The following is a 26,897-nucleotide window of genomic DNA, read 5'->3' as shown; positions in this document are numbered from 1 at the left end:
CCGTGACGTCTGCGGATGGTGGGTGATGTCTGTCACGTCAAAAAAAGACCGGCTAAGCCCGCCGCTGATGCTGGCGTTTCGCAGCGCGCACGTCGCGCGTGACTCCCGCAAGAAACTCGACCTGCGCGATGAATTTGGCGAGCGGATCATTGCGGGGCGCCGCAGTTCCGGGCGCTTCCCCATTTCAGAAGCGCTGCTGCGCCGCGAGGTGGCGCGCGATCTCGAATCGCTGCTGAACACCATCGCGCTGGAATCGACCGAGGACCTGACCGGCCACGCCTGTGTCAGGACATCAATCCTGAACTACGGTTTTCCGGACATCGCGCATCGCTCGATCGATGAAATATCGACCGAGGATCTGAGTCAGGAACTCACCGCTGTGCTGATGACCTATGAACCCCGCCTCGATCGCAAGACCATCCGCGCGCGGCGGGACACGTCCGTGACGGCGGAGCAGCTCAAGCTGCGTTTTCTGGTCTATGCCGATCTGCAATGCGAACCCCTGAACGTTCCGGTCGAGTTCATCGCCGATGTCGATCTCGACAGCGGCGACATTCAAGTTAACCGGCTATGAACCGCGAATTTCTGGATTTCTACAATCGCGAACTGTCTCTGCTGTACGAGCAGGCGGGAGACTTTGCCGAGCAGTATCCCGGAATTGCCGAGCGACTCGGCGGATTGATCCGCGATCGCTCCGATCCGATGATCAGCGGCCTGCTGGAAGGCGCGGCGTTCCTGGCCGCGCGCGTGCAGCTCAAACTCAAGCACGAGTTTCCGGAATTCACGGCCAATCTGCTGGAACAGCTGGTGCCGAATTATCTGGCACCCACACCGTCAGTCATGCTGGTCAAGGCGTTGCCGCCTTACGCCGATCCCGCATTGCGCGACGGCAAGAAGATCACCCGCAGCGCTTATTTCGATGCCACCTATCGCGAGCGTGAGCGCAACCTGGCGTGCCGGTTTCGGCTGTCGCGCGACATCACGCTATGGCCGTTCGATGTGACCGGCGCCGAATATTTCTCCACCGCTGGTGCCTTGCAGGCCCTTGGCGTTCCGGTCGGCGGCAACGTCATCGCCGGACTTCGGCTGTCCCTCACCCACCGCATGGCCGCACGGTTGGAGGAAGAGCCGGCCGACGCCGAGGCGAAAGCCAAGCCGGAGATGTGGTTCGCCGGCTGCCGGACGAACGAGCTTCCGATCCATCTTCTCGGCGCGGAGTCCGACGCCATCGCGCTGTATGAGCAGGTGATTTCGAACTGCGTCGGGGTCTATTTCCGCTACCTCGACGATTTCGGCGATCCGGTGGTGATCCGCGCGCCGGAGGACTGCATCCAGCAAATCGGCTTCGACGACAACGAAGCGCTGTTCCCGAGCGATAACAGGATATTTCGCGGCTCCGAATTGTTGCGGGAGTATTTTGTGTTTCCGCGCAAATTCCTGGCCTTCAATCTCGTCGGGCTGCGCGGCATCATGTCCCGGCTGCGCAGCAAATCGGTCGATATCGTGCTCGCGTTCAGCGAACACAACTCACGGCTTGCCGCCAGCGTCAATGCCGATACGTTCAGTCTGTACACTGCGCCTGCCATCAATCTGTTCGAGAAGACCAGCGACAGAATCCCGATCAAGTCGAACACCCACGAGTATCATGTCGTTCCGGATCGCAGCCGCTATCTTGAATACGAACCCCACCGGGTGCTGGACGTCTACGCGCACTTCCCCTCGGAGAAGGACAAACAACCGGTTCGTCCGCTCTACTCGGCCGCCGTCGATCGCACCAGCGGCTCGGTCGAAGGATTATACTTCACGGTGCGCCGGCTGCCGCGGCGACGGACCGTTGAAGAAAAGGCCTATGGCGCGGCGTCCGACTACACCGGGACCGACATGTACATGTCGCTGGTCGAACCGGGTGAAATGAGCGGCCGGACGTCCGCCGCCGAACTGAGCGTCCGGGCCCTGTGTTCAAATCGCCACCTGACCGAGCACCTTCCGGTCGGCCAGGGCGGCGCCGATTTCCGACTGCTCGACGATACATCACTCGACCTGCGCTGCGTCGCCGGCCCGACCCGGCCGCGCGAACCGGTCATTTCGCAAATGCGGACCCGGAGCGAGATCGCCAGCGTCGGCGTCATCACCTGGCGACTGATCAACATGCTCAGCCTGAACTATCTCGGGCTGGTCGAGCGGGGCGCGGGAAAGAACGCAGCCGCGCTGCGGGAAATGCTGTCGCTGTTTGCGGATCTGTTCGACGACGCCACCGAGCGCAAGATTCGCGGCGTTCGCAGCGTCGATAGCCGGCCGATCGTCCGGCGGGTGCGCGAGCGCGCCGGCAGCGGTGCGGCGCGAGGACAGGAAATTACCATCACCCTGGATGAAAAGGCTTTCGAAGGCAGCGGCGTCTTCCTGCTCGGCGCCGTCCTCGAGCGTTTTTTCGCGGACTATTCCGGCTTCAATCATTTTACCCAGACGGTGATCTCCACCCCGGAACGCGGTCAGATCATGCGATGGCCCGCCCGCATGGGCACACGGAGGTCATTGTGAGCCTGATCGGGGAGATGAAGGCCGAGCCCTGGCGGTTCGATTTCTATCACGTGCTTCGCCAGCTCGAGCGCGCGCATTTCAACAGTCCGCGGATCGGCGACAGCGCCGCCCGGCGCGAGGAGTATCTCGACCTCGGACAGGATCCTTATCTGGAATTTCCGGCGTCGAACCTCAGTTCGGCCGAGGAGCAGAACGGCCGGCTCCGGATCCTGGTGAAATTCCTCGGCCTGCTGGGACCGCAGGGCGCGCTGCCGCTGGCCACCACTGATGAGAGCCTCGGCTGGGTGCTGATGCGCGACGACGCGTTTCCGCGCTTCCTCGATCTCATCAACAACCGCTTCCTGCAGCTGTTCTTTCGCACCTGGGCCGATGCGCGCCCGATCGCGCAGCATGACCGCCCCTCGGAAGATCGCTTCTTTGCCTATATCGGCTCGTTCACCGGGCTCGGAACATCGGTGTTTTCCGATCTCGATACCGTGCCGGACATGGCCAAGATGGCATTCGCCGGCCTGGTCGCGCCGAAAGCGAAATCCGCCTCGCGCCTGGCCGGCTTTCTGCAGGGCCTGTTCGATGTCAGGGTCGAAATCGACGAGTTCGTCGGCTCCTGGCTGAAGTTCGATAAGGCGGATTGCAGCAGTCTGGGCCGCAAGCATGCTGCTTTGGGCAAGGATATGCTGCTGGGATCGAGTGTCTTCAGCGTCGAAGACAAGATCCGGGTCAGGTTCTACGTCAAGGATTTTGCGCAATACGAACGCTTTTTGCCGACGGACGCCCCCAATCTGTCGGAGCCGCTGGCGGACGCGGTCTATTTCTACATCGGCGATGAACTGGATTGGGAAGTCGAACTCGCCATCCCGTCCGGCGCCGTTGCTCCCGTCAAACTCGGACAAAGCGGGCGTCTCGGCTGGACCACCTGGGTCTCGCCGAACTGGACCTCGACCGACGAATACCGATGCGATGCCCGCTTCCATTTGAGTGAGCGATTTCGGGCGAAACGCAGCGGCACGTCCGATCACGCCGGTTGAACCACCCGGGCCGATGGATCGTCTCAAGATGAGGAGGACTCGAAAATTCCACCGCATTGCCTTTGCGGATCCATCGCTCCGGTTGCGGTGCACCATTTGTGCGGGCGAGACATGCCTGATGCTGTCAACCTCGGGGTTGAGAGCGGGGCGATTTGAGATGGAGGGACCGCCGTGACCGATATCAGCCTTGAGTCCGTAACGGGAAAGTTGAACCGGGCCGGCTATGACGCCTTCATCCAGGCGCTGCGCCATGCCAAGAGCGCGGGAAACCGCAATATCGAGCTGGCTCATTGGTTGTTCCATATCCTGCAGCAGGAGCGCACCGACCTCAGCCTGTCGGCCGATTATTACAAGCTGGACCGGGCGCGGCTGCTGTCCGATCTCGCAGGGGTCATCAACGGCTTCCGCAAGAACGAAACCGACATGCCGGGTGTCGCCAATCCGGTGATCGATGTGCTCGATCGCGGCTGGCATTATGCCACGCTGTTTTTCGGCGAAACCCAGATCCGCACCGGCCATCTGCTGGTGGCGGGCCTGAAATCCACCGACATCCGCCGCGCGCTGACCAACATCTCCCAGGAATTCACCAAGGTGAATGTCGACGCCCTGGCGGCGGAACATCGCGCCATCTGGGCCGGCTCCGACGAGGAGAACCTGCGGCCGATGGACGGCTCCGGTGCCATCGGCGCCGGCACGCCGGGCGCCGATCAGGCGGCTGGCCCGAAGGGCAGCACGCCGCTGGATCGTTTCTCCCAGGACCTGACCGCCAAGGCCAAGTCCGGCGAGATGGACCCGATCCTCGGCCGCGACAATGAAATCCGCCAATTGATCGACGTGCTGATGCGCCGGCGGCAGAACAACCCGATCCTCACCGGTGAAGCCGGCGTCGGCAAGACCGCCGTGGTGGAAGGTTTCGCCCAGCGCATCGCCTCCGGCGACGTCCCGCCGCCCCTGCGCAATGTCCGTCTCTGTGCGCTCGACATCGGCCTGATGCAGGCCGGCGCCTCCATGAAGGGCGAATTCGAGCAGCGATTGCGATCAGTGATCGACGAGGTGCAGAGTTCGCCCACCCCGATCATCCTGTTCATCGACGAAGCCCATACCCTGATCGGCGCCGGTGGCGCGGCTGGCACCGGCGACGCCGCCAATCTCCTCAAGCCTCCCCTCGCCCGCGGCACACTGCGCACCATCGCCGCCACGACGTGGGCCGAGTATCGCCAGTACATCGAAAAAGACCCGGCGCTGACGCGGCGCTTCCAGCCGATCCATATCGATGAGCCTGATGTCGCCACCTGCTGCATCATGCTGCGCGGCATTCTGGCGCCAATGGAAAAGCACCACGGCGTGCGCATTTCCGACGCCGCGATCAATGCCGCCGTCAATCTGTCGCATCGCTACATTCCGGCACGGCAGTTACCGGACAAGGCCGTCAGCCTGCTCGACACCGCCGCCGCCCGCGTCGCCATCAGCCAGAGCGCAACGCCCGCCATGATCGAGGACGCCCGCGTCGCCATCTCTGCCCGCGAGGCGGAAAAGTCGGCGCTCGTCAGCGACAGCGATCTCGGGCTCGACGACGCCGAACGCATTGCCGAAATCGACACGGATATTACGGCGCTGAAAGACAAGCTCGTGGCGCTGGAAACCGATTGGGCCGCCGAACAGACTCTGGTCGGCGAGATCAGGAGCATCCGCGACATCCTGGCGGAACCGAAGGAAGGCGACGACCCCGCGGCCAAACGCGTCGAACTGCGCGGCAAGTTCGATGCCCTGGAAGGGATCAACCCCGAAAAGCGGATGATCTATGCCCATGTCGACGAGCAATCGGTGGCGTCGGTGGTGTCGGACTGGACCGGCATCCCGGTCGGCCGGATGGTGCGCGACGAAATCGAGACGGTCTTGAAGCTGCCGGAGATCCTCAATCGCCGCGTGGTCGGCCAGTCCCACGGGCTGTCGATGATCGCCAAGCGGATCGAGACCAGCCGGGCCAAGCTCGACAATCCGTCAAAACCGATCGGCGTGTTCATGCTGGCCGGCCCCTCCGGCGTCGGCAAGACCGAGACCGCGCTGGCGCTGGCGGAGTCGCTCTATGGCGGCGAGCAGAACATGATCACCATCAACATGTCCGAGTTCCAGGAAGCCCACACCGTCTCCACTTTGAAGGGCGCCCCTCCCGGCTATGTCGGTTATGGCGAAGGCGGACGCTTGACCGAGGCGGTCCGGCGCAAGCCCTACAGCGTCATCCTGCTCGACGAGGTCGAGAAGGCCCACCCGGACGTGCACGAGATCTTCTTCCAGGTGTTCGACAAGGGCATCATGGAGGATGGCACGGGACGGCGCATCGACTTCAAGAACACGCTGATCATTCTCACCACCAATGTCGGCACCGACGTCATCATGGGCCTGTCGCGCGATCCGAAATATCGCAACGATCCCGAAGAACTCGCCAAGATGCTGCGGCCGGAACTGTTGAAAGTCTTCCCGGCGGCCCTGTTGGGGCGCATCGTCTCGATCCCGTATTTCCCGCTGTCCGACGAAATGCTCGGCGGCATCGTGCGGCTGCAGCTGGACCGGATCGGCCGGCGTATCCACGACAATCACGACTCCGCCTTCGTCTATGACGACGCCGTGGTCGAACACATCGTCTCCCGCTGCAACGATCCGGACTCCGGCGGACGCATGATCGACAACATCATCACCAACACCCTGCTGCCCGAGCTGTCGCGCGAATTCCTCAACAAGTCCCTGGCCAAGGAAGAGGTCTCGCAGGCCAAGGTCTCGATCGAGAATGACAAATTCGCCTATTCCTGGAGCTGATGGGATCAGCATGATGAATATTCAGGCACAGACCCGGCCACCAGCCGGCGCGTCCGAACCAACGCTCTATGACGATGTCTACTACCCCGGCCACGTCTACGAACACACCCACCCGAACCATCTCGCGACACTGGCGACGATTTACGGCCTACAGCCGGTGTCCGTCGAGCGTTGCCGGGTTCTGGAGCTCGGCTGCGGCGTCGGCGGCAATCTCTTGCCGATGGCGTTTCAATATCCCGACAGCGAATTCATCGGCATCGATCTCAGCGGCGTCACCATCGAACGCGGGATGCGCAATGTCGCAGCGCTTGACCTGAACAACATCAAGCTGATGCATTGCGACATCATGGATGTGGACGCGAGCTTCGGCCAGTTCGACTACATCATCGCGCACGGCGTCTACTCGTGGGTGCCGCCCGAGGTCCGCCGCAAGATGATGACGATCTTCAAGCAGCGCCTCTCCCCCAACGGCATCTGTTATGTCAGCTACAATGCGCATCCCTACTCGCATCTGCGCGACATGACCCGCGACATGATGCTGTATCACACCCGTCACGTCAGCGGCATGAAGCAGAAGACCGCGCAGGCCCGCGCCATCATGAAGTTTCTCAGCGAGGGCACGTCGGCCGACACGCTCCATGGCAAGGTCATGCGGGACCAGTACAAGCGCGTCACGACGATGCCCGAAGAAGTGCTGTTCCACGACGACCTGAACGAAATCGCGACCGCGTTCCTGCTCCATCAGGTCGTCGATGAGGCCGGCAATCACGGCCTGCAATACCTTAGCGACACCGACTTCTCCCGCCGCCATGTCGCGGGATATTCGGACGAAGTCTGCTCCACGCTGCAGCAATTCCCGGACACCGAATTCGTCGCACGCGACCAGTATCAGGATTTCATCGACGGCAACGGCTTCCGCCGCACGCTGCTGTGCCATGACAACATCGCTCTCGACCGCGGGATCGATCGGAATTTCGTGACCCGGTTTCATTTGCTGAGCAACGCTACTCCCGTTTCCGCCGACTTTTGCCTGACCGACATGTCGCCGATGGAGTTCAAAACCTATGACGACACGTCGCTGACGGTCTCCAAACCGATCCTGAAGGCGGCTCATCGTTGCCTCGGCAAGGCGTGGCCCCGCGCGCTGTCGTTTGCCGAGCTGCTCGCAGGCGCCCGTGACCTGCTGGGCTCCGGACCGAACTCCGGCCGCGCTGATGACGATGAACAGACATTGATTGGCGCGATGTATATCCTGGCCTGCAGCGGCGAAGTCACGTTCCTGCGCTGGCCGCCATTCGTGGTGAGGGAGGTCAGCGACCGGCCGCAGGCGAGCCTCTTGGCGCGCAAGCAGGCCGAGAGCGGCACCCTGCTCACCAACGTGCTGCATCAGGCCGTGCGGCTTGCCGACGACCGAGCCCGTTACTTCCTGCAATTGCTGGATGGCACGCGGACGATGGAGCAGCTCGCCGCAGAGATGACGGACAAATTCGGCGACCTGCCGCCGGCCGGCAACAACTCCGGCGACGTGTCACCCCAGTCGATCAGCGAGCGCGTGCAACAGTCGCTGGCGACGGTGAGCAAGCTGGGGCTGCTGGTGAGTTAACGCTGGACGCTCTTACGCAACCGGTTCGAGGATGATCCCCTCGCCACCGCGCAGCTCCAACTGGCCGGCGACGCCCCCTGACGACCGGTCCGTTACCGTCGACAGTACGATCTGTCCGTTCAAGCCGACCGTCTCGGCGGCGAGTGCCACGGCAACCGTACCAAAATTCAGCGCAATGATCAGGCGACTGCCATTATGGGCACGCTGGAACACCAGCACGTTGCCGACAACCGCCATCGGATTGTAATCGCCAATCGAAAGCTCAGGCCGCGCACGGCGCAGTGCGATCAGGGTGCGATAGAGATTGAGGATTGAGGCCATGTCCTCGCTTTGGCTGGCCACATTCTCATTCCTGAAATTGTCCGAAAGCGGCAGCCAAGGCTCTGCACTGCTAAAACCCGAATGGCTTGACCCATCCCACTGCATCGGCGTCCGGCAGCCGTCGCGGCCGATGCCGAAGCCCGGCACATTCTTTTCGAACGGATCCCTCACCTGCTCCGGCGCGATCGGAATCTGCGGCAGGCCGATTTCATCGCCATAATAGAGCGTCGGCGTTCCCCGCAGTGTCAGCAGCAGCATGGCTGCGAGGCGTGCCTGGTCGGCCCCGACCCGGCTTGCGATCCGCATGCGGTCGTGGTTGCCCAGCACCCAGTTCGGCCAGGCCCCCGGCGGCAGCGCCGCTTCATACGCCGCGATCAGCTTGGCGATCGCTGCTGCGCTCCACGGTGTCGAGATCAGCGCAAAATTGAACGGCAGATGGGCGCCCGCAAGATTCTCGCCATAATACGCCACCAGCCGCTCCGGCGGCAGATAGATCTCGCCGATCAGCACGCGATCGTCGAACGCGTCCATCACCTGACGCAGCTCCGCCACCACCGCATGCACCTCCGGCCTGTCGGTGGAGTAAAGCGGCAATAGCCGCTCATAGGGCTGACGCTCGGCTGCATAATCCGGATTGGGTGGATTGTCGCGGAACTGATCGTCCTTGATCAGGTGCCACATCACGTCGACGCGAAAGCCGTCGACGCCGCGCTTGAGCCAGAACCGCATCACTTCGGCGATGGCTTGGCGCACATCCGGATTGCGCCAGTTCAGGTCCGGCTGCTGGCGCAGGAAGGCATGATAATAGTATTGCCCGCTCAGTTCATCGAAGTGCCAGGCGCTGCCGCCGAATTCGGACAGCCAGTTGGTCGGCGGCCCGCCATCGCCGGCCCCATCGCGCCAGATGAACCAGTCGCGCTTCGGGTTATCCCTGGAGCTACGGCTCTCGACAAACCACGGATGCTGCTCCGAGGTGTGATTGGGCACGAGGTCAAGAATGAGCTTCAGCCCATGGCCATGCACGGCCGCGACCAGGGCATCGAAATCCCCGAGCGCGCCGAACAGCGGATCAATCCCGATATAATCCGAGATGTCGTAGCCGAAATCCTCCATCGGCGAGGCAAAGATCGGCGACAGCCACACCGCGTCGACGCCGAGCTCGCGCAAGTACGGCAGCCGGCGGATGATGCCGCTGAGATCGCCGACCCCGTCGCCGTCGGAATCCTGGAACGAGCGCGGGTAGACCTGATAGAGGACGCCGGACGTCCACCAGGGAACGGTCTTTTGCATGTGTGGGCCGAATTTCGTGCCGATCAACAACTGTTTGATTGCATCCTATAGCTGGTCCGCGTGACAAGACTTGCAGTCCTGTTTGACCGGTTGACATGAAACTTTCATGCTCCGGCCACCCATCCAGCCCGCGAGGCCGCCTGTGACCATCAAAGCCGTTGTGTTCGATGCCTATGGCACGCTCTATGACATCCAGTCGGTCGCGACCGTGACCGAGCAGGCCTTTCCGGGGTATGGCGACATCATCACCCAGGTGTGGCGGCTGAAGCAGCTCGAATACACCTGGCTGCGGTCGCTGATGCGCCGTTATGAGGACTTTTCCGTCATCACGCGGGAGTCCCTGGCTTTCACCCTGCGCGGTCTCGGCCTCGGTTACGATCGCGAGGCCTTCGAGCGGATCATGGACAAGTATGTCCAGCTCGATCTCTACCCTGACGCCAAGGCGGCGCTGACCGCGCTGAAGGGCCGCAAGCTCGCGATCCTGTCAAACGGCAGCACCGACATGCTGAACGCGCTGGTCCGCAACACCGGGCTTGACCAGGTGCTGGACGCCACCATCAGCGTCGACCAGCAGCGGGTCTTCAAGCCGGCCCCGGAGGCTTATTCCCTGGTCGAAAGCAGGCTCGGTATCGGTCCGTCGGAGGTACTGTTCGTCTCGTCCAATCCGTTCGATGTCTGCGGCGCGAAATCGTTCGGGTTCAACGTCGCCTGGATCGAGCGCGTCACGCCGGCGGCGCTCGCCAGCGCACTGGTCGATCTCGATGCGATCGCGCCGCTGACCCTGTTCAAGATGCTGCGCACGCAGATGGACGAGCTGGGCGTCGCCCCCGATCACCGCGTCGGTGCGCTCTCCGAATTGCCTGCATTGGTCGCGAGCTGATTGCCCCAGACCGACCGGGAGAACATCGCCGCCAGGCCCACGATCGCATAGGCCACGAGCGACGCCGCGACGATGGCCGAGAGCGTGGTCGGCCCCGCCCCGAATGCGACCACGGCGAGCCAGCCGATCCCGACGGCCACCAGCATGCGTGCGCTGACGGCAAGGAACGGCCACGCCGCCTTGCCCGCCCCCTGGGCCGCAAAACCAATCACGAAGGCAAGACCGAACACGCCATAGAACGGTGCGACGATCCGCAGATAGGTCGACGCCGGCGCCAGCACCTCGGCCTCTTCGCTGAACAGATAAAGCCATGCTTGTTCGGGGAACAACGCCACCAGCAGGCCGATCGCGCCAGTGATCGCAGCACCGGTCACCGCGCCCACCCAGGCGATCCGCCGGGCCCGGGCGACGTCGCCCGCCCCCATGGTGATCCCGACCATGGTGAGGACCGCCGACGCAAAACCGAACAGCAGCGGAATTATCACATAGTCGAGCCGCGACGCCGCACCGTATCCAGCGAGGGCATGGGTGCCAAACAGCCCGAACATGCCGGTGACGATGACAACAATCAGGTTGGTCTGCACGGTCGTGACCGCGACTGGCACGCCGACGCGCAGGATATCCACCATCAGGCGGCGTTGCAGCGCGCCGCCCTTGAGTCGCAGTCCCGATCGGCCGCTGGCCATGTAGGCCAGCAACACCAGCGAGGCTCCGCCATAGTAAAGTCCGAACGCGAGGCCGGCGCCGGCGATCCCGAGCGGTGGAATCGGACCTAAGCCGAAGATGAATGCCGGCGACGCCGGAATCAAAATCATCGCCCCGACCAGCGTCACCAGCGCCGGCACGCGAACATTGCCTGATCCGCGCAGCGCAGCCGCAAGCAGATTGACGATCCAGATCGGAACCGAGCCTGCAAACAGGTAACTCGAGTAGGAAGACGCAGCATCGAGCGCACCTGCTGCCCCGCCCATCGCTGCATAAAGTGCACGGCCGAACACTGCCGTCCCGAACGTGAAGATCAATCCAAAGATAACGGCGAGCGCAACGGCGTGCAGCATCAGCGCGTCGGCATCCTCCTGGCGACCGGCGCCGATCGCCCGCGCCACTGCCGAAGCGACGCCGCTGCCGATCCCGCTGTTCGACATCGTCATCATCAGCATGAACACCGGAAACACCAGCGCCACGCCGGCGAGTGCATCGGTGCCGAGGAAGCCGACATAGAAGGCCTCGACCACGCAAGCCGCGGTTTGTGCAAAGAGCACAGCCGTGGTCGGCAAAGCGAGCTTCATCAGGGTACGAAAGACCGGTGCAGTCAGGATTTCCTGACGCGCCGCGGCCTTGCGGTCGGCCGCTTCGCGCTCTGCGGGGTCCGGAGTGCCGGAGGTCATCGGTACGAAGTCGCCTGAGACTCTTGCAATCTGGTTCATCGAAGAACTCCTCAGGGCTGCCGGTCACCGGCGAGATCGCAACATTAACTTATACCCATACTATTGCATTATGATCATACGTTGAAGCCTTGGCGGTCGGCGGGCCGAACCGTGCTGCGGAGTCGGCAAGCCGGACTAGCGCTTTGGTTTTACGGAAGAAACGGGTTCAGCCGCGGCATGTTGCGGCCCGATCGGGCGCGGCGCATAGCAGCCCGGCGCTGGACTACGTCTCAGGGCTTGGATGGCCCGCCGTCGGTCGGCCGCCCCGCAATGGCAAGCGCCGTCTGCAGGCCATTCTCCAGGATTTCGTCGGAGAGTTTCTTGTCACACACGGCGCGGGCCAGTTGCAGCGTCCCGATCATCAGGCCGTAGAGCGCCATGGCGCGCCGCCGCCGCTCCTGTTCCGACCCCTCCGCAAAGCGGCTTGCCATCAGCTCGAACAATTTGGCCACCCGCTCGGTGTAGATGGCACGGGTCTTTCGCGGCAGCCGGGCGATTTCGGCGACCAGCGCCGAGGTTGGACAGCCGGTCTCGGGGTGATCGCGATGGCGGGTGCTCAAATAATCGCGGATGGCGCCGTCACCCTCGGCAGCCAGAATCCGTTGCCGCATCTTGTCCAGCGCTGCGGTCAGGGTCTCGCAGACCAGATCGTCCTTGGACGAGAAGTGCGTGTAGAACGCGCCGTTGGTCAGGCCGGCATCGGTCATGATGCCCGCGAGGCCCGCGGCCGCAACACCATCGTTGCGAAACCGGCGCGCCGCCACATCGATGATGTGCTTGCGGGTGGTGTCCTTGTGACCCTTCTCGTAGCGCATTCGGCTCCTCTTGGTTCCACCGACGATCAAGCACGGGTTGAACCTATATAGGGCACCCATCATAGAAAATTATAACCGTAATTCAATGCTGCTCTGTCGGGCGTTGCGCAGAATCCCGCTTGACCATTGCGGCAGTGCAGCGCAATACTATAGTTCCTTTTTAGAACTTAATGGAGGAAACGCTGTCGATTTCGCCCTGCGAAATGATTGCGTCCAGGCGCTGGCAGGCAAATTTCTCGGCATTTGCAAGTCGCGCGGTTTCATGGCCAAGCTGGAATCAAGCCGTCGGCAAACCGGTAAATATAGACAACAATCGAAAGGCAGGAGACAGGGATGAAGACGCGTATCACGGACCTCTTCGGCATCGAGCATCCGATCATCCAGGGCGGCATGCACTATGTCGGTTTCGCGGAGCTGGCCGCGGCCGTCTCCAATGCCGGCGGTCTCGGCATCATCACCGGGCTGACCCAGAAGACACCCGAGTTGCTCGCCAAGGAAATCGCGCGCTGTCACGACATGACCGACAAGCCGTTCGGCGTGAACCTGACCTTCCTGCCCACCTTCGCCAAGCCGCCTTACCCGGAATATATCGCCGCCATCAAGGAAGGCGGCATCAAGGCCGTGGAGACCGCCGGCCGCAGCCCCGAACAGTATATGCCGCTGCTGAAGGAAGCCGGCATCAAGGTCATTCATAAATGCACGTCGGTGCGTCACTCGCTGAAGGCTGAAAGCATCGGCTGCGACGCAGTCAGCGTCGACGGCTTCGAGTGCGGCGGACATCCGGGCGAAGACGACATGCCCAACATGATCCTGCTGCCGCGCGCCGCCGAGGAACTGAAGATTCCGTTCGTGGCCTCGGGCGGCATGGCCGATGCGCGCAGCCTGGTCGCGGCGCTGGCGATGGGCGCCGAAGGCATGAACATGGGCACCCGCTTCATCGCCACCAAGGAAGCCCCGGTGCATGAGAACGTCAAGAAAGCGCTGGTCGCCGCCACCGAGCTCGACACCCGGCTGGTGATGCGCGCACTGCGCAACACCGAGCGCGTGCTGAACAACGCCAACGTCGAAAAACTCATCCAGATCGAGCGCGAAAAGGGCGCTGCGCTGAAGATCGAAGACATCATGGACCAGGTCGCGGGCGTTTATCCCAAGGTCATGATCGACGGCGAGATGGATGCCGGTGCCTGGAGCTGCGGCATGGTGGTCGGCCTGATCCACGACATCCCGACAGTCAAGGAACTGATCGACCGCATCATGGCGGAAGCCGAGCAGTTGATCCTGGGGCGCCTTGCCGGCTTCCTCGGTCGTCCCGCACAGGCGGCCGCGAAGGTGGCGTGATCACATAAAATAGCGGGGTCTGCGCCACCGCGCAGGCCCCGTTCTTTGTGCAAGCTGCTCCAGATTATGCGTCGGCCAGGAAGCGCAGATCGGCCTTGAAACGGATGCTGCGTTTGCCCGCGAGCGCCGTGGCCGAGCCCTCTGCGCCATCGTCGGTGTAGGCCCCCGAAAATCCAATCGAGACCTCCTTGCCGCCGAACACCGGTCGCTCGTCGAAGGTTTTGGTGTGCTCGCGGTTGAGGATCTCGCCTTTCCACCTGCCGTCGGCGAAGCTGTAGCTGCCGACGTAATAGAAGAACGAGTCTCCGCCGAGGATGACCCCGTCGCGCAGCACCATCACGCCAGTGTTGATGCCGTGCACGCCATCGAGCATCTCGATGCGAATTGAATACAGTCCGTTTTTCATGTCCCGCAGTCGCTTAAGGCGCCGCCCGCCCAGGCCGCGATCTGGCCCGGTATCCCGACCGGGCCATCCCTACGAGGCATAGCGAAGCTGTGGATCAGCAGCAATGGCTCAAAAAAAGCGAGCCCAATGCGCCGCAGGACGATCACGAAAAAGCGTTATGCCGCACGAACTTGGGCGAGGAACTCGTCGACCGCCGTGCGCAGCATGCCGGCCTGCTGGTCGAGCTCGCGAGCGCCGCGCAGCACGTCCGACGCCGCCGTTCCCGTGGCCGAAGCCGCCGTGCTGACGCCGCCGATATGGCCGGTGATGTCGCGCGAGCCCGCCGCCGCGGCCTGGATGTTGCGCGCGATCTCCTGCGTCGCCGCGCCCTGCTCTTCCACCGCCGACGAAATCGTCACGGCAATCTCACTCATCTTGCCGATGGTGCCGGCGATTCCGTTGATCGCGGCCACCGCATCGCCGGTCGTGGACTGCATGTTGGCGACCTGGGCGGAGATTTCCTCGGTCGCCTTGGCAGTCTGGGTCGCCAGCGCCTTCACTTCCGAGGCGACCACTGCAAAGCCACGGCCGGCTTCGCCCGCACGCGCGGCTTCGATGGTGGCGTTGAGCGCCAGCAGGTTGGTCTGCTCGGCGATGGTTTGAATGAGCTGAACCACCGCGCCGATTTTTTCCGCACCACCCGACAACAACCGGACGGTCGAGTTGGTCTGTTCCGCCTCGCCCACGGCGCGGCGCGCGATGTCGTTGGACTGCGCCACCTGGCGGGAGATTTCGGAGACCGAGGCCGACAGCTCCTCAGCCGCCGCCGCAACGGTCTGCACGTTGTTGAGCGCCTTTTCAGACGCGACACCTACGGTCGCTGCGCGCTGGCTGGTGTCGCCGGCGGTCGCCGTCATGGACTCCGCGGCCGTCTGCATCGCAACCGCCGAGGATGCGACCGAGCGCACAACTCCGTTGACGCTGCGCTCGAAACCGTCCGCCAGCGCAGTCATTGTCGCGCGACGCTCGCTGACGGCAAGGCGCTGCGTCTCCGCGTCCTTCTGCTCAAGTCCGCGAATCCGGATCGCATTGTCCTTGAAGATCTGCACGGTGGCCGCCATCGAGCCGATCTCGTCGCGCCGGCCGGCGCCCGCCACGACCGTATCCAGATCGCCGGCGGCAAGCTTCTGCATGCTGGCGCCGAGCCGCCCGAGCGGTCCGGTGATGCCACGGGCGGTGAGCCACGCAGTCAAACCAGTGATGGCGGCGATCGCGAGCATCGCAAGCCCGAGCGACCACATGATCGGCTTCAGCTTGGCATCGAGATCGTCGAGGTAAGCGCCTGTCCCGACGAACATATCCCAGCCCGGAATGGCCACCGCATATCCCAGCTTGCGGCTCAGTTCGGTCCCGCCCGGCTTCACGAATTCGTAGCTCAGCGTCACGTCGCCTTTCGCCGCCACCCCGTCACGCAGTTCGCGCGTCAGCATCCGGCCGTTGGTTTTGATGTCGAGACGATTGGTGCCGATGGTCTTGGTGTCCGGGGTGGCCACCGTCACGCCATCCATGGTGTAGACGAAGATGTAACCGGTGCCCTTGTCGTAGGTCATGGTCTGCGCGCGGCGCGCGAATTCCTTGATCGCAGCATCCTTGGTCAGTTCGCCGGCCTCGACCTGTTTCTGCAATCCAAGCGCGACATTCTTCGCCACCTCGACGATGGCGTGTGTCTGTGTGATTCGATCGTTCAGGATTTCCTCGTTCATCAGCCGCCCGGCCCACACGCCGGCGGCTCCCAAGCCGAGCAATGCAATGGCCACCAGACCTCCCAGCTTTGCGGGGATGGGAAGGTTGTCGAACAGCTTCATGGAAATCTCCGGCTGGGAAAAACGAGTCAATCAAATCTGCGGGAAAACCGTACCGTGAACTGCTTAGGGCAGTCTTAACTGTGCTTCGGACCTCAACTGTGATCACGCCCGTTCCCGTCATGCCGTGGCACACCACATACGGGCGCCTGCCCCGCGTCGATTGCAATCGAATGAGGCGGATCATATGATAGATATCATTCTATAATTGCGGCTGCGGATCACACCCAGGCAATCGCCAGACAATCATCAGGAGAGCAAACCCCATGTCCTCTAAGTCAGCATCATCCGATCCCGTCGTCATCGTCTCCGCAGCCCGCACCCCGCTCGGGCGGTTCCAGGGCGAATTGTCGCTGCTCAGCGCCCACAAGCTCGGCGCGCACGTGATCGGGGCCGCCGTGGAGCGCGCCAAATTGTCGCCGGAGCGGATCGACGAGGTGTTCATGGGCTGCGTGCTGCCCGCCGGCCAGGGCCAGGCGCCGGCCCGCCAGGCTGCCCGCGGCGCCAAACTGCCGGATGCCACCGGCGCCACCACCATCAACAAGGTCTGCGGCTCCGGCATGAAGGCCACCATGCTCGCCCATGACATCATCAATGCCGGTTCCGCCGAGATCGTCGTCTCCGGCGGCATGGAGAGCATGTCGAACGCGCCTTATTTACTGCAGAAGGCCCGCGCCGGCTATCGCGTCGGCCATGACCGCATCATCGACCACATGCTGATGGACGGCCTCGAGGACGCCTATGAAAGCGGCCGCTCGATGGGCGATTTCGGCGAGGCCACCGCGGAAGCCTATCAATTCACCCGCAAGGACCAGGACGAATATGCGATGGAAACGCTGACCCGCGCCCGCAAGGCGGTGGAGAGCGGCGCGTTCAGGAACGAGATCGTGCCGATCACGCTGGCTGAGAAAGCCGGCCCACGCGTCGTCGCCAATGATGAGCATCCGCTGAAAGTCGATCCCAACAAGATCCCCGGCCTGAAGCCGGCGTTCCGCGCCAACGGCACCATTACGCCGGCCGCCTCCTCGGCCAATGCCGACGGCGCCGCGGCCCTGGTGCTGACACGCCGCTCGCTGGCGCAGCGCGAGGGGCTGCCGATCCTCGCCGAAATCAAGGGCCATTCCACCCACAGCCAGGAGCCGCAGTGGTTCACCACCGCGCCGATCCCGGCCATCCGCAAGCTCTTGGAGAAGCTCGGCTGGACCGTCGGCGATGTCGACCTGTTCGAGATCAACGAGGCTTTCGCCGTGGTTCCGATGGCGGCCGCCCGCGATCTCGGCATTCCCCGCGACAAGCTCAACATCAATGGCGGCGCCTGCGCACTCGGCCATCCGATCGGCGCCACGGGGGCACGCCTGATCGTCACCCTGCTGCATGCCATGGAAAACAACAATCTGCGCCGCGGCGTCGCCTCGCTCTGTATCGGCGGCGGCGAAGCCACTGCGATTGCCATCGAGCGCGTGCACTGATTTTCGAGGGCACTTCCGAAAGCCTCCGCTTCGGCGGGGGCTTTTTTTATGTGCGTGTTTCTCAAGCCGGCTTCACGCGACCAACGAAAAACACGATCAGCGCCGACAGCGTCGCGACCACCAGCACAATGCCGAGCCCGAGGATCGCCGGTGATGCCACGGACGCCGCAGCACTGACCCCGATGGCAGCTCCCGCCATCTGCAGGAAACCCACCAGCGCCGAGGCGAGACCGGCGCGATCGCCGAATGGCGACAGCGCCAGCGCAGTCCCCAGCGGATTGACGATCCCCATGCCGAACAGAAAGATCAGAACCGGGCCGAGATAAGTCGCGAGCGACCGCTCGACAAACTGCGCGCCCAGCAGCGCGAGACCGCCGGCACAAGCCACGGCGAGTGCAAACAGGATCGCATTCCGCAGGCCCCAGCGCGCCGCCAATTTGGGAGCGATCATGCCTGCGGCGAACACCACAAACACCGTGCCGGCAAAGAATGCGCCGAGCGCCAGCGGTGAATACTTCAATCCCTCGATCAGGATCGCTGGTGACGCGGAGAACATCGCAAACAGCCCACCCATGATCAGCCCTACGGTCAGCGCCGGCGCGATGAACCGGATATCCTTGATCAAGCCGACATACGATAGCGCGATATGCCAGGGGTCGAGCGGCAGCTTGACGCCGTCATGGGTCTCCCCGAGCGCACTGTTGTAAAGCAAGGCCACGACGGCGGCGATGATCGCGACCACGATAAAGGCGGAGCGCCAGCCAAAGGCCTGCTCCAGCAAGCCGCCGAGCAAGGGAGAAAATCCGGGGGCCGCGGCAGTCGCAATCATGATGAAGGCCAGCGCGCGCGCCAGCGCCTCGCCATCCAGAAGGTCCCGCGCGATCGCCCGGGCCAGCACCGATGACGCGCACGCCCCCAGGGCCTGCACCACACGACCGATCAGCAGCGTCGGCAGATCGGAGGCCAACCCGCAGATCGCACTCCCGATCACAAACAGCACAAGCCCTGCCAGCACCAGCCCGCGCCGGCCGAACCGGTCGGACAATGGACCGACAATGAGCTGGCCGACCGCGAAGGCCGCCAGAAACAGACTGATCGCGCTCGATACCGATGCGGTCGGAACACCGAAGGTCTTGGCCAGACTCGGCAGCGACGGCAGCAGGATGCTGGTCGCCAGTGTGCCCAGCGCCGCCAGTCCCGCGAGAATAAGGATATTGCCGGTTCCGGCCGCGACACGCGGCGAATCCACTGCAAATGCGCCCTGGTGGGGCAATTCCTGCGTCATGGCGAAATCCAGATCCAAATCACTCAATAAACGGTCGGCCGGTGGCGTCGGCTTTGTATTATGACTATCATTCAATATGGCCTGACACCATGGGAATGCTGCATGTGGCCCCTGCAGATTTGACGCCAAATACCTGACCGGAATCCTGCGGGCTGAGCTAGGCTCGATCAGGATTTGGTCCGCAACCTCAAGGAGTTGATGAATGGCAAAACCAACCGCTGTGATCGTTGGCGTGGGGGCCGAATTAGGCGTCGGCGCCGCCGTCTGCCGCCGTTTTGCGTCCGAAGGTTATCACGTGATCGCCGCCGGCCGCACCGCGAGCAAGCTGCAACAGGTGGTCGATACCATCGGCAAGTCGCGCGGCAGCGCCGAATTCGTGATCGCCGATGCCACCAAGGAAGCCGACGTCATCAAGCTGTTCGACCGCGCGACGTCGCTGGGCAGCGAGTTCGATGCCCCTGATGCGGTGGTGTTCAACGCCGGCATCAACCAGCACATCGATTTCCGCGAACTGACCGCCGAGCAGTTCGAGAATTTCTGGCGGATCTGTTGCTTCGGCGGCTTCCTGGTCGGACGCGAAGCGGCACGACGGCTGGTGCCGCTGGGACGTGGCACCGTGATCTTCACCGGCGCCTCCGCCAGCCTGCGCGGCAAGCCGGGCTATGCGCAGTTCGCGGCAGCCAAGGCCGGCCTGCGGATGATCGCCCAGAGCATGGCGCGTGACTACGGCAAGGCCGGCATCCATGTCGCACACGCCGTGATCGATGGCGGCATCGCCGGCGAACGCTTGCTGTCGCGCAATCCGGCGCTTGCGGAACAGCGCGGCGAAGATGGCCTGCTCGATGTCAACGCCATCGCGGAGACCTATTGGCAGATTCACTCGCAGCCACGCTCGGCCTGGACCCAGGAAATCGACCTGCGCCCGTTCAAGGAAAACTACTGAACTCCTCTCCGCTTCCACAAAAAGCCCGGCTTCACCAGCATGTAGGATGGGTTGAGCGCAGCGAAACCCATCATTCCCCGCCAGCAGAGCAATGATGGGTTTCGCGTTTGGCTCAACCCATCCTACGGCTCTGAACCGGTTCGATCAGCAAAACGAAACACGACTGATGATTCAGCCGGGTTTAAATTCAAGGCAGCCTACCGACCAGCGCAGGCCGGCAGCAGCGCCGTCACGTCCTTGACCAGGACCGGCATGGTCTCCTCTGCCGAGCGCCGTCCCGTCACCAGACCTTCTGTGTGGGACTTGATCACCTCGATGATCTTCAGGGAATTGTCGCCGGGAAAGGCAGCCCATTCGGTCAGCACCGGAAGCTGCGCGATGCTGGTCTTGTGATTGGGGTTTTTCTCATAGAAGCCGCCAAGCATGTCAGGCTGTTTCACCGCGATTTCGTTACCGGGCATGTACCCGGTCAGGTTGACCATCTGGGTCTGTCCCACCGGGCCGGTCACGAACTTCACATACTCCCAGGCCGCCTGTCGCCGGGCGGCATCGGTCGCAAACACCATGGCCACGTTGCCGCCCGCGGGCAGACGACCGGCTTCCGATGCCAGCGGAAAAGCCATCGTCCGGAACTTGAAGCGCCCGCCGATCTGGCGATCAGCAGCCGCCACATAGGACGTGGAGTCCACAAGGATCGCGACACTGCCGGCCACGAAGGACTGGCGCGCCTGCGCCAATGACAGGTTGGGCATGCCGGACTTGCCGAAACCTTCGAGCGTTTTCAGGGCCCACAGACCGGCCGCATCATTGAAGGCAATGCTGCAGCCGTCGCTCTTGAGCATGTACCCGCCCCGGCTGGTCACCAGGGACTGCACCAGCCAGTTGCCGGTCTGCTCCCATTGAAAATACAGCCCCGTGACACCGGCTCCCGCCGAGCTCTCCACCTTCTTGCCCAGCGCAGTCAGTTCGCCCCACGCGCGCGGCAGATCGTTGATGTTCCCACCGCCCTTCTCCACGAGATCGGCATTGACATAAAGCACCGGTGTCGAGACCGCGAACGGCAATCCGTAGGTCTTGCCCTTCCATTTGCCGAGCTCCGCAAGCGTCGGATAATAACCGAGTTTGTCCACGCCGCCGTCCTTGGCGATGAACTCATCGAGCGGTGCACCGAGACCACGAGCAACAAACAGGCCGATCTGGTTGATGCCGTTGAAGGCAACATCGGGCAGCCGTCCCGTCAGCTGGTCGCGCAGGATCTGCTGCGCCGCCTCCTCATAACCGGCGACCGGATTGCGGAACTTGATCTTGATGTCGGGGTGCAGCTCGGTGAAGCGCTTGGCCAGATCCTGCTGCAGCGTGTTGAAGGTGCCGGGCGTGGTGTAGAGCACGTCAAGCGTAACCTCTGCTGCCGCGGGCGAGACAAACGCCGCCGTGCCGAGGATAGCCACCGTGAACAGGCGATAGACAAAGGCCTTTGGCCGGTAGGACATGGGAGGGTCTCCGAAGCTGTCAGTTGTTGGCGGTGAAGGAAATGCCATCGATGAAACGCTGCTGGGCGAACAGGAAGGCGAGGATCAACGGCGCCACGATGATGACCGAGCCGGCCATCAGCGGTCCCATCAGCTGGCCGGCCTCGTCGTCGCGAAACAGCAGGATGCCGAGCGCCGGCGTCGACAACTCCTCGCTGCGCACCGCAATCAGCGGCCAGAACAGATCGTTCCAATGCGCCACCACCGAAAAGATGCCAAAGGCCGCCAGGGCCGGCACCGCCACAGGCAACATCACCCGCCAGATGATCTCGAACTCGCCGAGCCCGTCGAGCCGCGCGGCATCGATTAGTTCATCCGGCACCGCCCGGAAGAACTGCCGCATCAGGAAGATGCCGAGGGTCGAAATGGTCCAGGGCAGGATCAGCGCGGCATAGGTGTCGAGCAGGCCGAACACATGCAGCAGCACGAAATGTGGGATGGCCAGCGCCTGCGGCGGGACCAGAAGACCAACGAGCACTGCCGAAAACAGCGTATCGCGTCCGCGAAAGCGCAGCTTCGCCAGGGCATAGGCACAGGGCACGCAGACCAGCATCTGCAGCAGGAAGATGGTGGCGCAGACAAACAGCCCATTGAGCAGGAACCGCAGCATCGGCGCTGACGTCAGCGCGATGCGATAGTTCTCAAAGCCGTGGAAGGACTGCGGCCAGAGATGAAACGCGGGCTGGAAGATTTCCGCCTGGGGTTTCAGCGACAGGCTCAGCATCCAGATGAACGGAATCAGAGCAAAGGCCGTTGTCAGCAGCAAGCCCCCATGGCGCGCGAGCTCTCCCAACCGAGGCATGATTGGTCGAGATATGGCCGATCGTGATTTTGGGGCGCTCATGAATAATGCACCCGGCGATCGAGCACCCGCGCCTGCACCAGGGTCAGCAGCATGACAATGGCGAGGTACACCACGGTCAGCGCCGCGCCATAGCCGGTGCGCAGGAAATCGAAGCTTTCAGTGTAGAGGCGATGCAGCAGCACATCAGAGGCGAAGTTCGGGCCGCCCTGGGTCAGCACCCGCACAGTGTCGAACACCTCGAAGGCCCGTGTCGCGGTCAGGATCACAACGAACATGGTTGCGGGGCCGAGCATAGGCAGCGTCACGGTGCGCAGCCGCTCCAGCATGCCGTCGGCGCCATCGATATCCGCGGCGTCATAGAGCGAACGCGGGATTGATTTCAGGCCGGCCACGAACAGCACCATGGCGAAACCAAAGTTCTGCCAGATGCCGATGACGGCCAAAGCAGGCAGCACCGTGCGCTCGTCGCGCAGCCAGTTCACGCCGATGATCCCGAACTCCGCCAGCAGCCGGTTCACCAGGCCAATGGTCGGGTGCAGCATGGCGCCCCACACAATCGCCATCGCCGCCATGGTCGACATCACCGGCAGGAAGTGAGCCGCGCGATAAAAACTGCGCAGCCCGGGGCGCGCCTCGATCAGGAGTGCGACCACGAGCCCGAGCAGGACGGTGCCCGGCACCACAAGCACGACATAGAGCCCCGTGTTGGACAGGGTTTTCCAGAACAGCGCGTCCGACAGCAGCGCGCGGTAGTTGTCGAGCCCGAGAAAGTGAAACGTCGATGACCCGATCTGCCAGTCGGTCAGCGAAAACAGCATGACGGCCAGCACCGGCCCGAACAGCAGAAGCGACAGCAACCCGAGCGCCGGCGTGATCGCCAGCCACGCCGTCCCGCGCTCGCGTCGGCGGCGCGCGGCGATCGAAGGCGTGAGGGCACCGGTCGGCGCCAGATCTGCTGATACGTGAAGGGTCATGCCGCGACCAGCTCCCGTGCCCGAACGCGTTGTCCCTTGGCATCGAACTGCAGCACCCGCGAGGGATCAGGACGGACGCCGACCACCTCGCCGATCGCAAAACGCCGCGCTGATGGCTCAACCCGGACGATTACCGACAGCGCCTCACCGCCCACCGTGACAGCGACATGGAGGAAAATATCCGCGCCCAGATTCTCGATGGTCTCGATCGGCCCGGACAGCACGCCGGCGACGGGCAATGCGAGGCTGGTTGCCTCCGGACGAAACGCCAGCTTGGCCGCTTCGGGCGAGACGATGCCCATATCACGCGCCAGCGCCGCAGCCGGCACCACATTGATCTTCGGGCTGCCGATGAACTCGGCGACCCGCAGGTCCTGCGGGTCGTGATAGAGATCGTCCGGCGCGCCGACCTGGATCAGTTCGCCCCCCATCATGACGGCGACCCGGTCGGACATGGTCATCGCCTCTGCCTGATCATGGGTGACGAAGACGAAGGTGTTGCGCAACCGCCGATGCAGGCTGGTGATCTCGGCGCGCATCTGCACGCGCAGTTTAGCGTCGAGATTGGACAACGGCTCGTCCATCAGGAACACGGCCGGATGACGCACCATGGCGCGGCCCAGCGCGACCCGCTGTCGTTGCCCGCCGGACAATTGTCCTGGCTTGCGCGCCAGCAGGTGGCCGATGTCGAGGACCGCCGCGGTCTCCTCCACCTCTCGGCGGATGTCGTTTTCGATGGCCCGCCGGCCCGCGACCAGGGCGCCGATCAGCGGCGTGCGTTGCAGGCCGGACAACCGGCGCACGCGCAGCGGCAGCGCGATATTGTCGAAAACCGACAGATGCGGATAAAGCGCATAGGCCTGGAATACCATGGCCACGTCGCGATCTCTGGGGCGCAGGCCATCGACACCCCGGCTGCCGATCGCGACGGTGCCGTCGTCCTGCAGGTCGAGACCGGCGATGATCCGCAGCAGTGTGGACTTACCGCAACCCGACGGGCCCACCAACGTCAGGAATTCACCGTCGCGAATGTCCAGCGAGATCCCGCGCAGCACGGCCGTGTCGCCGTGATGCTTTCTAATGTTCGTCAGGGAGATGTCCGACATCAGGTCGCCTCCCTCGCCGGCCGTTGCAGCGGCTGGCCGTCCATTCCGGAACCAGCGACGCCGAGATGGGTCAGCACGGTCGGCGCGATGTCGATGATGCGCACTGTCTCCCCGCGCGTCGCTCCGGGGATGAAGCCGCTCCCTGACGCCAGCAGGAACGGCGCCTGCTCGAAGGCGGCAAGACCGCCATGCTGGCCGCAGCCAAGCCGGTCCGCTTTGCCCATGGCGGGCTTGGCAACAAGGCTGGTGCCGGGAATGCCAAACGCATTGGATTGATCGCTGGCCCGCATCGAGACGGCGAAGGCGAGTCCGCCGACCGGGGCCTGCCCGACCGCACCGAGGTCGCCGGGGCCGAATACCTGTCCGGCCCACTCGCTCGCCCGCAGAAAGGCATGAATGCGCGGCGTCACAGCAGCATGGTCCGGATGCACATAGATCAGCGCGGAGGTCCCGTTCGACACCGCCATCACGTCACCGGAACCGGCGTCGGCCCTGAAACCGGCTGAAATCAGCTCCGAATCGATGTCGACAACTCCGCTCACGGTCTGGTGGCCGTGATCGGACCCGACCAGCAGTAACACGTCATCGCCCTGCTCGCGCAGTCTTGCGACCGCGTCGATCACCAGCCCGGCCTGGATATCCGCCTGAGCGAGCACGGCGAGATGCTCCGGCGATCCCAGCGGCGCCTCATGCTGAATATGATCCGGCTCGCCCAGCCACAACACGCCAAGCGCCGGGCGCCGCGTATGGAGAACCTCGTCGATGAAACGCTCCGTCATCCGGCGATCGCCAGTCGCGTCCAGCGTCACATCCAGACGATCCGAAGTCGGCACCGGTTCGCGCCGCGGCCCGAACGAGCCAGCGCGATGATAGACATGGCCATGGCCATCGGGATCGTGCGCATAGGCAGCCCCCGGCGACACATTGCTGAAAATGATCGCGCCTCCGTCGTCCTTCAGTCGCTCAGCCAGCGTCGGTCTGGCGAGCGACTGCCCGGTGATGCGCCGCTTGTGCTGTAGGAAATCCGGATGGCCGGCATCGCGAAACACCAGCCGGCCCTCTTCCATCAACGCAACCGAATTGCCCTGCAGACCGTGCTGCGCCGGAAAGCACCCGGTCGCCATGCTGGCGGACACCACGCGCGTACAGGACGGAAACACAGTGCGGTAATCCTCGAACCGCTCCGACTGCCGAGCGAATGTCACGAGATTTGGCGTGGTTTCCGCGGAGATCAGGTCCCTGCGCAGACCGTCGAGGGTGACGATGACGACACGACGCACGGTCAGGCCTCCACCGATCGGCAGGCCGCACAGCCTCCACGTGTCAGAGAGACCAGAACCAACCGATGCATGAAACGCGCTCCTTCAGATGTCGCAGGGAGCTATAGGCGCGTTGCGCGACACATCTGTGACGCTAGCGGCACATTTGTAATATTGGTGTCGTGTGTCTGCTGTAAGCGAGATGCAAAGCAGTGATGGGGGCCGCCGTGCTGAATCGGGCGAAGAACGAGATAGTGAGCGCGCAGGAGAGCGGCGATGAGCCCGCCGACGCCGCATTGATGGCGCGGATCTGCTGGTACTATTTCAAGGAAGGACAGACCCAGGATGCGATCGCGCAGCGCCTGAAGATCACGCGCAAACGGGTGAACCGCATCCTGGGAGACGCCCGCGAGAGCGGCTTCGTCCAGATTTCGATCGCGAGTCCAACCGGGCCCTGCCACGAACTCGAGGCCGATCTCGTCTCAGCCTTCGGATTGCGCCAGGCGATCGTGGTGCCCTCTCCACTCGCCGATACGGATGTCAGGGCCATGGTCGGCGCCGCGGCCGCCCAGTATGTCTCCGATCGCCTGCCGCCATCAGGCGCGCTCGGCATCAGCTGGGGCGGAACCATCAATGCCGTCGCGCAAAACCTGAAGCGGCGAAAAGGCACCGACAATCGCGTCGTTCTGTTGTGCGGAGGGCTGGCGGAAAGCACCCTTATCAATCCCTATGACAACGCGGCGATGATGGCACGTGCGCTGGACGCAAGGTGTTACTACGTCACCGCTCCGATGTTCGCTTCGTCACCTGAACTGCGGAACGCGCTGGTGACCAGCGAACCGATCCGCGGCGTGCTGGCGATGGTCCCGGGCCTCGACATGGCCTTGCTCAGCGCCACCGATCTCTCGGAGCAATCCAAGCCGCTTGAATATGGTGTGATCGACCGGAAGACCTGGCAGTCGCTGCGCGCGGCCGGAGCGGTCGGCGATATCTGCGGGCATTATCTCGACGCCGATGGCCGAACCATCGATCATCCGCTGACCTCGCGCGTGATCAATCCGGCGCTGGACGACCTGCTGCAGGTGCCGGAGCTGCTGCTCGCCGCCGGCGGTTTGCAAAAGGTCGCCATCGTCCGCGCCGCAATCCGCGCCGGACTGTGTCATGTCCTTATCACGGATGAGGATGTGGCGTGCGCGCTGACCGCATAACGGTGCCTCGCGCGCGCAACG

At 63.4% G+C, this 26,897-nt stretch carries 21 protein-coding genes; 10 read left to right on the top strand and 11 right to left on the bottom strand.

The genetic code is table 11. The features are described from left to right. Nucleotides 1-67 precede the first annotated feature (67 nt). The 5 genes from tssE to RS897_RS30555 all read left to right on the top strand — a co-directional run bounded on the left by tssE (nucleotide 68) and on the right by RS897_RS30555 (nucleotide 7,980). On the top strand, nucleotides 68-574 hold the full coding sequence (gene tssE / locus RS897_RS30575) for a type VI secretion system baseplate subunit TssE (protein WP_315832420.1): 507 nt from the start codon (nucleotides 68-70) through the stop codon (nucleotides 572-574). Next, nucleotides 571-2,538 carry a type VI secretion system baseplate subunit TssF gene (gene tssF / locus RS897_RS30570; protein ID WP_315832419.1) on the top strand — a complete coding sequence of 656 codons (1,968 nt, stop codon included), beginning with the start codon at nucleotides 571-573 and terminating at the stop codon, nucleotides 2,536-2,538. The genes tssE and tssF overlap by 4 nt, the downstream gene beginning before the upstream one ends. Beyond that, the gene (gene tssG / locus RS897_RS30565; RefSeq protein ID WP_315832418.1) at nucleotides 2,502-3,563 is read left to right on the top strand and encodes a type VI secretion system baseplate subunit TssG; all 1,062 of its coding nucleotides are present in this window, start codon (nucleotides 2,502-2,504) and stop codon (nucleotides 3,561-3,563) included. Before tssF ends, tssG begins: the two co-directional genes overlap by 37 nt. Before the next feature lie 171 nt (nucleotides 3,564-3,734). After that, a complete protein-coding gene (tssH, locus tag RS897_RS30560; protein ID WP_315832417.1) occupies nucleotides 3,735-6,377 on the top strand; it encodes a type VI secretion system ATPase TssH in 2,643 nt (880 codons plus the stop codon). Nucleotides 6,378-6,387: 10 nt separating this feature from the next. Further along, a complete protein-coding gene (locus RS897_RS30555; RefSeq protein ID WP_315832416.1) occupies nucleotides 6,388-7,980 on the top strand; it encodes a methyltransferase regulatory domain-containing protein in 1,593 nt (530 codons plus the stop codon). Nucleotides 7,981-7,992: 12 nt separating this feature from the next. Here RS897_RS30555 and RS897_RS30550 read toward each other — a convergent pair whose 3' ends face one another. Then, nucleotides 7,993-9,591, bottom strand: coding sequence for an alpha-amylase family glycosyl hydrolase (locus RS897_RS30550; RefSeq protein ID WP_315832415.1), 1,599 nt, complete (start codon nucleotides 9,589-9,591; stop codon nucleotides 7,993-7,995). 142 nt (nucleotides 9,592-9,733) lie between these two features. Between RS897_RS30550 and RS897_RS30545 the strand changes: the two genes are divergently transcribed. Next, nucleotides 9,734-10,471 (top strand): haloacid dehalogenase type II, encoded by a 738-nt coding sequence (locus RS897_RS30545; RefSeq protein WP_315832414.1) that lies wholly within the window; start codon nucleotides 9,734-9,736, stop codon nucleotides 10,469-10,471. Here RS897_RS30545 and RS897_RS30540 read toward each other — a convergent pair. Together RS897_RS30540 and RS897_RS30535 are read right to left on the bottom strand one after the other, a co-directional pair. Beyond that, nucleotides 10,423-11,898, bottom strand: a complete 1,476-nt coding sequence (locus RS897_RS30540; RefSeq protein ID WP_407654349.1) for an MATE family efflux transporter — start codon at nucleotides 11,896-11,898, stop codon at nucleotides 10,423-10,425. The genes RS897_RS30545 and RS897_RS30540 overlap by 49 nt on opposite strands. Nucleotides 11,899-12,128: 230 nt before the next feature. Continuing rightward, nucleotides 12,129-12,713 (bottom strand): TetR/AcrR family transcriptional regulator, encoded by a 585-nt coding sequence (locus tag RS897_RS30535; protein ID WP_315832413.1) that lies wholly within the window; start codon nucleotides 12,711-12,713, stop codon nucleotides 12,129-12,131. A 333-nt stretch (nucleotides 12,714-13,046) separates the two neighbouring features. On the opposite strand from RS897_RS30535, the gene RS897_RS30530 reads away from it, so the two are divergent. Beyond that, nucleotides 13,047-14,051 carry an NAD(P)H-dependent flavin oxidoreductase gene (locus RS897_RS30530; protein WP_315832412.1) on the top strand — a complete coding sequence of 335 codons (1,005 nt, stop codon included), beginning with the start codon at nucleotides 13,047-13,049 and terminating at the stop codon, nucleotides 14,049-14,051. A 64-nt stretch (nucleotides 14,052-14,115) separates the two neighbouring features. On the opposite strand, the gene RS897_RS30525 is transcribed toward RS897_RS30530, so the two are convergent. Next, nucleotides 14,116-14,457 carry a GrlR family regulatory protein gene (locus tag RS897_RS30525; protein WP_315832411.1) on the bottom strand — a complete coding sequence of 114 codons (342 nt, stop codon included), beginning with the start codon at nucleotides 14,455-14,457 and terminating at the stop codon, nucleotides 14,116-14,118. 155 nt (nucleotides 14,458-14,612) lie between these two features. Continuing rightward, nucleotides 14,613-16,301 carry a methyl-accepting chemotaxis protein gene (locus RS897_RS30520; RefSeq protein WP_315832410.1) on the bottom strand — a complete coding sequence of 563 codons (1,689 nt, stop codon included), beginning with the start codon at nucleotides 16,299-16,301 and terminating at the stop codon, nucleotides 14,613-14,615. 263 nt (nucleotides 16,302-16,564) lie between these two features. On the opposite strand from RS897_RS30520, the gene RS897_RS30515 reads away from it, so the two are divergent. After that, a complete protein-coding gene (locus RS897_RS30515) occupies nucleotides 16,565-17,767 on the top strand; it encodes an acetyl-CoA C-acyltransferase (RefSeq protein WP_315832409.1) in 1,203 nt (400 codons plus the stop codon). Between the two features lie 61 nt (nucleotides 17,768-17,828). Here the strand turns inward: RS897_RS30515 and RS897_RS30510 are convergent, their stop codons facing one another. Next, nucleotides 17,829-19,052 (bottom strand): multidrug effflux MFS transporter, encoded by a 1,224-nt coding sequence (locus RS897_RS30510; protein WP_315832408.1) that lies wholly within the window; start codon nucleotides 19,050-19,052, stop codon nucleotides 17,829-17,831. Nucleotides 19,053-19,254: 202 nt separating this feature from the next. Between RS897_RS30510 and RS897_RS30505 the strand changes: the two genes are divergently transcribed. Further along, the gene (locus RS897_RS30505) at nucleotides 19,255-19,995 is read left to right on the top strand and encodes an SDR family NAD(P)-dependent oxidoreductase (RefSeq protein WP_315832407.1); all 741 of its coding nucleotides are present in this window, start codon (nucleotides 19,255-19,257) and stop codon (nucleotides 19,993-19,995) included. Between the two features lie 197 nt (nucleotides 19,996-20,192). Here RS897_RS30505 and RS897_RS30500 read toward each other — a convergent pair whose 3' ends face one another. The 5 genes from RS897_RS30500 to RS897_RS30480 are packed head-to-tail and all read right to left on the bottom strand — an operon-like array spanning nucleotide 20,193 to nucleotide 25,689. Continuing rightward, nucleotides 20,193-21,485 (bottom strand): ABC transporter substrate-binding protein, encoded by a 1,293-nt coding sequence (locus RS897_RS30500; protein WP_315832406.1) that lies wholly within the window; start codon nucleotides 21,483-21,485, stop codon nucleotides 20,193-20,195. A 19-nt stretch (nucleotides 21,486-21,504) separates the two neighbouring features. Next, entirely contained in the window at nucleotides 21,505-22,326 is an 822-nt protein-coding gene (locus RS897_RS30495) for a carbohydrate ABC transporter permease (protein WP_315832405.1), read from the bottom strand. Between the two features lie 38 nt (nucleotides 22,327-22,364). Next, nucleotides 22,365-23,303: a carbohydrate ABC transporter permease gene (locus tag RS897_RS30490; protein ID WP_315832404.1), complete on the bottom strand. Its 939-nt coding sequence runs from the start codon at nucleotides 23,301-23,303 to the stop codon at nucleotides 22,365-22,367. Beyond that, nucleotides 23,300-24,409: an ABC transporter ATP-binding protein gene (locus tag RS897_RS30485; RefSeq protein WP_315832403.1), complete on the bottom strand. Its 1,110-nt coding sequence runs from the start codon at nucleotides 24,407-24,409 to the stop codon at nucleotides 23,300-23,302. The genes RS897_RS30490 and RS897_RS30485 overlap by 4 nt, the downstream gene beginning before the upstream one ends. Beyond that, the gene (locus RS897_RS30480) at nucleotides 24,409-25,689 is read right to left on the bottom strand and encodes an alkaline phosphatase family protein (RefSeq protein WP_315832402.1); all 1,281 of its coding nucleotides are present in this window, start codon (nucleotides 25,687-25,689) and stop codon (nucleotides 24,409-24,411) included. Before RS897_RS30480 ends, RS897_RS30485 begins: the two co-directional genes overlap by 1 nt. Nucleotides 25,690-25,895: 206 nt before the next feature. Between RS897_RS30480 and RS897_RS30475 the strand changes: the two genes are divergently transcribed. Continuing rightward, nucleotides 25,896-26,876: a sugar-binding transcriptional regulator gene (locus tag RS897_RS30475; RefSeq protein ID WP_315832401.1), complete on the top strand. Its 981-nt coding sequence runs from the start codon at nucleotides 25,896-25,898 to the stop codon at nucleotides 26,874-26,876. Nucleotides 26,877-26,897: the final 21 nt, after the last annotated feature.

This window comes from Bradyrhizobium prioriisuperbiae (assembly GCF_032397745.1).
GTDB classification, from domain to species: Bacteria; Pseudomonadota; Alphaproteobacteria; order Rhizobiales; family Xanthobacteraceae; genus Bradyrhizobium_A; species Bradyrhizobium_A prioriisuperbiae.
Note: the sequence above shows the minus strand (reverse complement) of the source record. Positions and strands in the feature narration are given on the sequence as shown.